The 6,575-nt window shown below is 62.7% G+C and carries 6 protein-coding genes; 2 read left to right on the top strand and 4 right to left on the bottom strand.

Going from position 1 to position 6,575, the window contains the following annotated elements:
• Positions 1-117: 117 nt before the first annotated feature.
• Positions 118-516: a VOC family protein gene (locus tag ACEN88_RS21785; RefSeq protein WP_413342956.1), complete on the top strand. Its 399-nt coding sequence runs from the start codon at positions 118-120 to the stop codon at positions 514-516.
• 4 nt (positions 517-520) lie between these two features.
• Here ACEN88_RS21785 and ACEN88_RS21790 read toward each other — a convergent pair whose 3' ends face one another.
• The 4 genes from ACEN88_RS21790 to ACEN88_RS21805 all read right to left on the bottom strand — a co-directional run bounded on the left by ACEN88_RS21790 (position 521) and on the right by ACEN88_RS21805 (position 6,319).
• The gene (locus ACEN88_RS21790; RefSeq protein ID WP_413342958.1) at positions 521-1,612 is read right to left on the bottom strand and encodes a hypothetical protein; all 1,092 of its coding nucleotides are present in this window, start codon (positions 1,610-1,612) and stop codon (positions 521-523) included.
• Between the two features lie 236 nt (positions 1,613-1,848).
• Complete coding sequence (locus ACEN88_RS21795) at positions 1,849-2,943, bottom strand: acyltransferase family protein (protein WP_413342960.1); 1,095 nt, start codon at positions 2,941-2,943, stop codon at positions 1,849-1,851.
• A gap of 24 nt (positions 2,944-2,967) precedes the next feature.
• The gene (locus ACEN88_RS21800; protein WP_413342962.1) at positions 2,968-4,179 is read right to left on the bottom strand and encodes a hypothetical protein; all 1,212 of its coding nucleotides are present in this window, start codon (positions 4,177-4,179) and stop codon (positions 2,968-2,970) included.
• 121 nt (positions 4,180-4,300) lie between these two features.
• Complete coding sequence (locus ACEN88_RS21805; RefSeq protein ID WP_413342964.1) at positions 4,301-6,319, bottom strand: TonB-dependent receptor; 2,019 nt, start codon at positions 6,317-6,319, stop codon at positions 4,301-4,303.
• 94 nt (positions 6,320-6,413) lie between these two features.
• On the opposite strand from ACEN88_RS21805, the gene ACEN88_RS21810 reads away from it, so the two are divergent.
• Positions 6,414-6,575, top strand: a 162-nt coding sequence (locus ACEN88_RS21810; RefSeq protein WP_413342966.1) for a PepSY domain-containing protein, incomplete at its 3' end; no start/stop codon positions are given.

Genomic DNA, 6,575 nt, shown 5'->3' on the forward strand with positions numbered 1-6,575 from the left:
GCCAGCCGGAAGAGCCAGTCAAGAGAATTTGCATGTTCGATGTCGATCTCGTGGGGTGCCGTTCGTCGTCAGGATGCAGGACAGGTTTTCCAACCAACATTATGACAAGAGGACATCATGAACAAGCAAATCATCTTCAACCTGCCGGTGCAGGACCTCGATCGTTCGAAGGCCTTCTTTTCGGCGCTCGGCTTTACGCTCAATTCCCGCTACAGCAACGAGAATGCACTGTTCATGAACATCGTGGACGACGCCCTGCACGTCATGCTGATGACGGAAGCGTTCTTCGAATCCCTCATCAGCAAGCCGGCCGTGCGGGCGCGTGATGCCAACGAGGTGATCATCTGCCTGAGCTGCGAAAGCCGGGAAGAAGTCGACAGCCTGATCGCCCGCGCGCAAGCGGCGGGTGCGCGGATTCCGCACCCGCCCGAGGATCATGGCTTCATGTACGACCAGGGCTTCGAGGACCTCGACGGCCATCTGTGGAACCTGGTCTGGACGGCGCCGCAGGAATGACCCGTCAGGGCAGCTGTACGCGGACCACGCCGTCGCCGACGGTCACATAGAGACGGCCCTTGTCGTCGATCGCCAGGCCTCCTGGATTGTTGAGGCCGCCGGGGAGGGGGCCGGGGCGCGTCTGCTGCAGGCCAACCTGGCCGGCCACGGTGCTGACCACGCCGGCCGGCGTGATCTTGCGGATCGTCTGGTTGCCGCCGTCGACGACGTACAGATTGTCCGCTTTGTCGATCACCATATCTCCCGGACCGTTGAATTGCGCCGCCGTGCCGGGACCATCGGCCGCGCCGGGTTTGTCGGCGGTGCCCGCGAAGATGCTGGCCGAGCCGCCCGGGGTCACTTTGACGATGATGTGGCGGACGTAGTCCGATATGTATCCGTTGCCGGCGCGGTCCACCGCAAGGCCGCCCAAGTACTCGCCCAGCATGCCGGCGGTGGCGCTCAAGTCGGTCGGATACTGATAGGTCACAGGAGGGCTTGGGTCGGAATAGCCCGACACGACCGAGCCGGACTCCTGGACGAACAGGAGGCGGCCGCCGCCGTTGCGGTCCAGGGTCCGCCAGCCTCGATGTTGTGCTTCGTGGCTCCCGGTAGCCGGGCTGCTGGAACCGCCGCCAACCATGATCGCGGTTGTGGCATATAGCGTGCCGTCGGGGCCGAGTGCCAGCGCGGACGGATTGTCCCCCAGGCTCTGCGGCAGAAAGCGGTTCGCGGGCGCATGCGTCGGGAACCTCGACAGCGACATCGTGCTGGTCACCCCGTCCAGCGTGATGCGTCGCAGGGCGACGGCAGGCGACCCGTCATAAGACTGATAGCGCCATCCATCGAGGGCGTAGAGCACCTGGCTGTTCTTATCGAAAAGAAGCTGCGAGATCTGCTTCGTAAAGCCTGCCGCGTTGCCGGTGCCGTCCGTCCCCGGAGGCACGCCATCCTTGCCGACAAAGTCGGACACGACGCCGTCCTGCGTCAGTTTGAAAATCGTGGCATTGGCGTCGTTCGCCACGAACAATGTGTCGTCCGGGCCGACCGCGATGCCGGCCCTGACGTAGTTGCCGGTTGGGTTCCTGGCCAACAGGACGATGGCCTGGTTGTTCACCGGCGGCGTGCCAGAGCCCGTCGTATCCGATGAGCCGCCTCCACCGCCGCACGATGTCAACAACGCGACGGCCGCTGCGACGAGGATGGCACGGCGTGTGGATACGGTGGCAGGTATGTTGAACACAGTTCGATCTCTTTCTATCGTAAGCCTGGCCGGAGTGGCCACGGCATGCACGATAGCAAGAAAACGATATAAAAATTCTCACGAATGGTCACGACGAGAATGCCGCGGTTTCATTTCTTCGCTGCAGGAGCTGGCAAACCCGTCAACGCGCCGGTCAGGTAAGTTTTCATGCGCGAGGCGAACCGCCGCTCGACCAGGACGTGCACGCCATACGCGGCACCCAGCACGGCGGCGATCATGCCCCAGAGCAGCAGATGGGCGCTTACCGTCGGGTAGAAGCGATTGAACACGAGATAGCCGATGTTCTGGTGCAGCAGATACAGCGGATAGCTGATCGCCCCGGCCAACGGCCAGCGATAGCGGGCGATCGAGCCCGTCCGGCCCAATGCGACCAGCAGCATCACCAGGAAGAACAGGGTCAGGATGCCGATGACGATACCGCCGTTCAAGGTCGACATGGCGTTCTCGGCGCGCACCTTGCGCACGATAACTTCCGACTGGAAGAGGGCGAGGCCCCAGGAGCCTGCGAGCACCGTCAGGCTGCTCACGGCCGCACCCTGTTTCCAGATCAGGAAGCAGGTGGCACCGGCGATGAAATACGCCGCGTAATCGAAGATCAGCAGGGTACGGACGGCATGCAGCGCGCCTGCGGGCAGCCACGCGTCCGGGAACAGCGCGACGAGTGCGAGCGCGATACATGCCAGCAGCCACATGACGAGGTAGCGCTGCGCCTGGTGAATTTTTCCGATGACCAGGAGCGCGGCCACCAGTGCATAAAACCGGATCTCGACCAGCAACGACCAGTAAGCCCCTTCCAGCAACGGCACCCTGAACAGGTCGGCGACCATCGTCATGTTGACGGCGTACTGGACGAACGTGACATTGCGTGGCGTGGCCAGTGCGATGCTGGCCAGGAAAGTGATCGTGCAACAGGTCCAGAATGCGGGGTAGAGCCGCACGACGCGGGAGATGCAGAAGTCGCGCAGGCGTGCGCTGGCGGCCGCAGTCATCAGGACGACGAATCCGCTGATCATGAAAAACAGTTCGACCCCGAGGAAGCCATACTCGGCGACGGGCGCCAGCAGCGGGTACGGCATTGCCGAGAAGCCGCCGGCCGGCCCACGGTAGGCGTAGTGAAAAAAGACGACGGAGAGCGCCGCCAGGAATCGCAGAAGATCGATTTCGTTGACTCTGGTGCGTGTCATGGCGTGAACCTCCAGGCGGCGGATTCAATGGTGCGCGACCATGCCCGCGGGCGCGATGGCCCCCGGTGCCGTACTTCGCGTCCGTGGTTGGACGCGCTTGTCCAGCATCTGCCTGCTCGAGATCGCAAACAGGAGGAAGATCCAGATCGGGGCCTCGTAGAAATACATGATGCAATACGCGGGGATCAGGACGATGATCGCCGCCAGGATGATGCCGTGCAGGGCGAATATGCGCAGCAGGATCAGCGCCAACGGCAACGTCACGATAATGCCGCCGCGGCTGACCAGGTTCAGGATGACGCCGATGTCCTGGTAGTGGCATCCGATGCAAGGATCCGTTCCATAACCGAATCCCGTGAATTTCTCTTCCAACCCGGCATCCAGGTATGTGTTTATGCCCTGCATCTTGAACGACAGGCTGGGATCGTTGCCGCCGAAGCGGGTCATCAGGTGGTCGATGAAATTGGAGGCGTAAATGTAGAAAACGACGACGGACAGTGCGATGACGATTTCGAGCAAGCCGATGCGCTTGCGCCACAGCCAGCCGAGCAGCAGCAACAGCGCGGAAACGAAGAAGATCGAGGATGCTGCATGCGTCATCAGGACGGAAATGATGGTCCCGACGGCCAGGACGATGAGCTTTTTGCTGAACTCGGCCGAAAATGCGTAGATGGCCAGCATGCACGATACGTAGTTGGTGTAAGTGCCGGGCTCCACATGCAGGCCCGCAAAGCGGGCGATGTTGAAGTATTCCTCGGTGACGCGGCTTTCCGTGCCGAACACGAGTTGATGAACGTCGTAGATCGTATGCGTGACGAAATAGTACAGGATCACCTGAATGGTCAGCGTCAGTACGTTGATCCCGATCAGGCATGCCAGCGCCGCTTCGAATTCCCTCCTGTACGAGAATCGCGTTTCGAATATCGCGATGGCCAACGCCAGGTTGGCGGCGATCAGGAGGACGAATTGCGGTGGCACCGGCTTGACGACGACCACGTGAAAAACCAGTGTGAACAGCAGCGTCGCCACGAGCAGGGAGGGCAGTTTCACCCGGATCTTCCCGAGAAACACCAGAGGCGACATGGCCACCATGGCCACGCCGGCCGCGAGATACTTGGGCAGCATCGTGGCGCGGGTTCCCGATTCTTCGAAAGGCGTGAATAACAGGAAGAGCGCGACGAGAAACGCCAGGAAGAACAAGATCGAGAAACCGGACGGAGAGCGCTTGTGCTTCATGGCTGGACCAAGATTTCCGGGATGAAAAAGGTCGCCGAAGTCCCCCGTCCGGGGACGGGGTGGCTGGCGCACACCCGTCAAGCATGCGCTACGATGCTGAAGCTCGTTTGATGTGACTCAACTAGAAGCGGCTGGTCAGCATCAGGGTGACGCTGCGCGGACTGCCCGGTGCGTGCAGCGACTGCGCGCCGTCGTGCCACACATAGTCGTAGTAGCGGTCCGCCACATTGCGGACCTGGAGCTCCACGTCCAGGTTGTTGCCGAGGCGGTAGGCGGCCGAGAGGTTGACGACGGAATACGCCCCGAACTTGCCGGTGGTGTTGGTCCGGTCCAGGAAATAGCTGCCCTGGCCATTGATCGAGCCGGACAAGCGCAGCACGTCGCTGACGTTGAAGTCCGCGCCCGCGTTGTACAGCAGATGCGGCGTGTGATCGATCTCGTTGCCCTGCGTGGCGATCGACGCGTCGTCCGCCTTGACGATGCGCGCGCGTTGCACGGCGGCGCCCACCCACACGCCCAGGCGCGACGTCGGCCGCAGGTTCAACTGCAGGTCCACGCCCCGGCGCCGCGTCTCGCCGATGTTCTCCGCATCGTTGGCCGGGTCGTTCATCTTGCGCCGGGCCTCGTTCGACGCATATTGCTCCCACACCGCGAGCCGGCCTTCCACGCCTTGCGCAGGGCGGAACTTGACGCCGGTCTCCCAGCCATCGTTGATCGACGGCGACAGGTCGCTGGTCTGGTTGACCTTGTAGGTGGCGGTGCCGATGCCGATCTGGAACGTGCGGCCGACGTTCCCGTACACGGACCAGGCGTCGTTGACCTGGTACACGGCGGACAGCTTCGGTTGGCGGATCAGTCCAAAGTCGTTGATGCCGTAGACGCGGCCGTCCAGCAGGTTCGTGTAGCTGCCGGTGAGCTTGTCGACGCGCAGCGCCGGTGTGATGGTGAGTGCGGCGGCCGGTTTGTAGATCGCCTGGATGAAGCCGCCAGCCGTGTTCAGGTCGAACTGCTGGTCGCGGGTCCGGGATTGCCGCACCTCGCTCGCGGTGAACCAGCGCTGGCTGGCGTTGTCCTGGCGCTCCGTGTCCAGCCCGCCGACGACACGGAGCTGGCCGGTCGGGCGCCACGTCAACGTCGTCGAGGCGCCGGTGTGGTTTTCCTCGATCGTGCGTTCCTGCTGGCGCACCCCGGCGGAGAAGGTCACGTAGCGGTGGTCGTTCAGGGCATTGTGATAGACCTGCGCCGCCCAGAACAGCTGGCGCCCGAGCGCCGTCTCGGCCTGCAGGGCCACCTGGTCCATCCGGCGCGTGCCGCGGTCGGTGGCGTTGTGCGGCATCGACTGTTCCCAGTCCGCGCGGGCTTCCGCAGCCGTCAGGAAGCCCGGTTCGTCGGCACGCACTTCATGGTGGCGCACGATCAGGCCGTACCGGCTCGTGCCGTTGTCGGGCGAATAAAACCATTTGCCGGAGAAGGTGGACTTGTCCGCGTCCGAGTGGGCGCGGTAGCCGTCCGTCTTTTGCCAGCTCGCGGCGTAGTTCTGGGAGAAACCATTGCGGTCGATGCCAAGCGCCGCCTGCGCGTCGCGCGTGTCGAAGCTACCGTAGCCGAGGCGCGCCGCGCCGTAATTGCCGCCGATCTTCGTCACGACGTTGGCATTGCCGGCGATGTTGTGCAGGCCGTAGCGGGGATCGTTCGTGCCGCGCACGAGCTCGACGGCGCGGATGTCCAGCAGCGGCGCCAGGTCGAGGTAGGGCATCATCCCGTCGTTGCTGTTGCTGGGTATCCCGTCGATCAGCAGCTTGACGGCGTTGATCTCGCCTTCGCCCGTGAAGCCGCGGATCGAAATCTTGCCGGACGTCGTGCCCTGGCCATATTGCGTCAGCATCACGCCGGGGAGTTGGCCGAACAATTGCCAGTTGTGGCTGATTGCCTGTGTCGCGATCTTGCTCTCGTCCAGAAGGTCGACCGACGTCAGGACATTGCGTGTGGCCAGCGGCCCCGTTGCCTTGCCGACCACCGTGACCACACCGACCGTCATCGCCGGCGCCGCAGCGATGTCTGCCGTGTCCTGCGCGCGTGCCGACAGCGCGAAACACAGTCCGATGGCGAGAACGACCGTCTTCTTACGAAAAAACATCATCAAGTGTTGATAGAAAGAAAAGTTGGATCTTACCCCACATAAATTGGACTGTAAATTATAATGAGAATGATTCGCATTGAAACAACGGAACGGTATGCGCAGATTCATCTCATGGTTACACCGGTATGTCGGGCTGACGGCGGTGGTCGTGCTCATCATGAGCGGCATCACGGGCGCCGTCATTACCTTCGATGGCGAGATCGACCGGGCCGCGCACCCCGAGCTGCGCCGTGTCGAGCCGCGGCCGGGCGGCGCC

Source organism: Massilia sp. CT11-108 (assembly GCF_047302915.1).
GTDB classification, from domain to species: Bacteria; Pseudomonadota; Gammaproteobacteria; order Burkholderiales; family Burkholderiaceae_D; genus Telluria; species Telluria orientalis.